The organism is Mesorhizobium sp. M7D.F.Ca.US.004.03.1.1 (assembly GCF_003998635.1).
GTDB lineage: Bacteria > Pseudomonadota > Alphaproteobacteria > Rhizobiales > Rhizobiaceae > Mesorhizobium > Mesorhizobium loti.
The window spans coordinates 1-450 of record NZ_RZQG01001799.1; the positions used below are offsets into that span (position 1 = coordinate 1).

The following is a 450-nucleotide window of genomic DNA, read 5'->3' on the forward strand; positions in this document are numbered from 1 at the left end:
ATCCTGCCCAACCCGGAGATCGGCGCGTTCACCAAGGAGGATGGCGAGGTGGTCACTTACGCCTCGGGCAAGCGTGCCGGCTAACGCTATTTCCATATTTTTCGAAATTGAGTTGACGGCGCGAAAAGTGTCGCATAGCCTACTTCCATGAAACTCGAAAAAGCAGCCGCCCAACTCGAAGCGCTGGGCAACCCGACGCGGCTTCAGCTCTATCGCATCCTGGTGCGCGCCGGCGATGACGGGCTTGCTGTCGGCAGTGTCCAGGGCAAGCTCGACATTCCGTCCTCGACGCTGTCGCATCACCTCAAGCGGCTGGTCGACACCGGCCTGGTGACGCAGGAGCGGCAGGCGACGACGCTGATCTGCCGCGCCAACTATCCCGGCATGAATGCGCTGATCGGCTATCTCGCCGATGAGTGCTGCGCTGACGCCACTTGCGCGCCCGCCGCC

At 62.4% G+C, this 450-nt stretch carries 1 protein-coding gene; it reads left to right on the forward strand.

Annotated features, from left to right (window positions below; all coding sequences use genetic code 11):
- Positions 1 to 147: 147 nt before the first annotated feature.
- Positions 148 to 450: metalloregulator ArsR/SmtB family transcription factor (locus EN935_RS40100; RefSeq protein ID WP_164771933.1), on the forward strand; the 303-nt coding region annotated here is incomplete at its 3' end.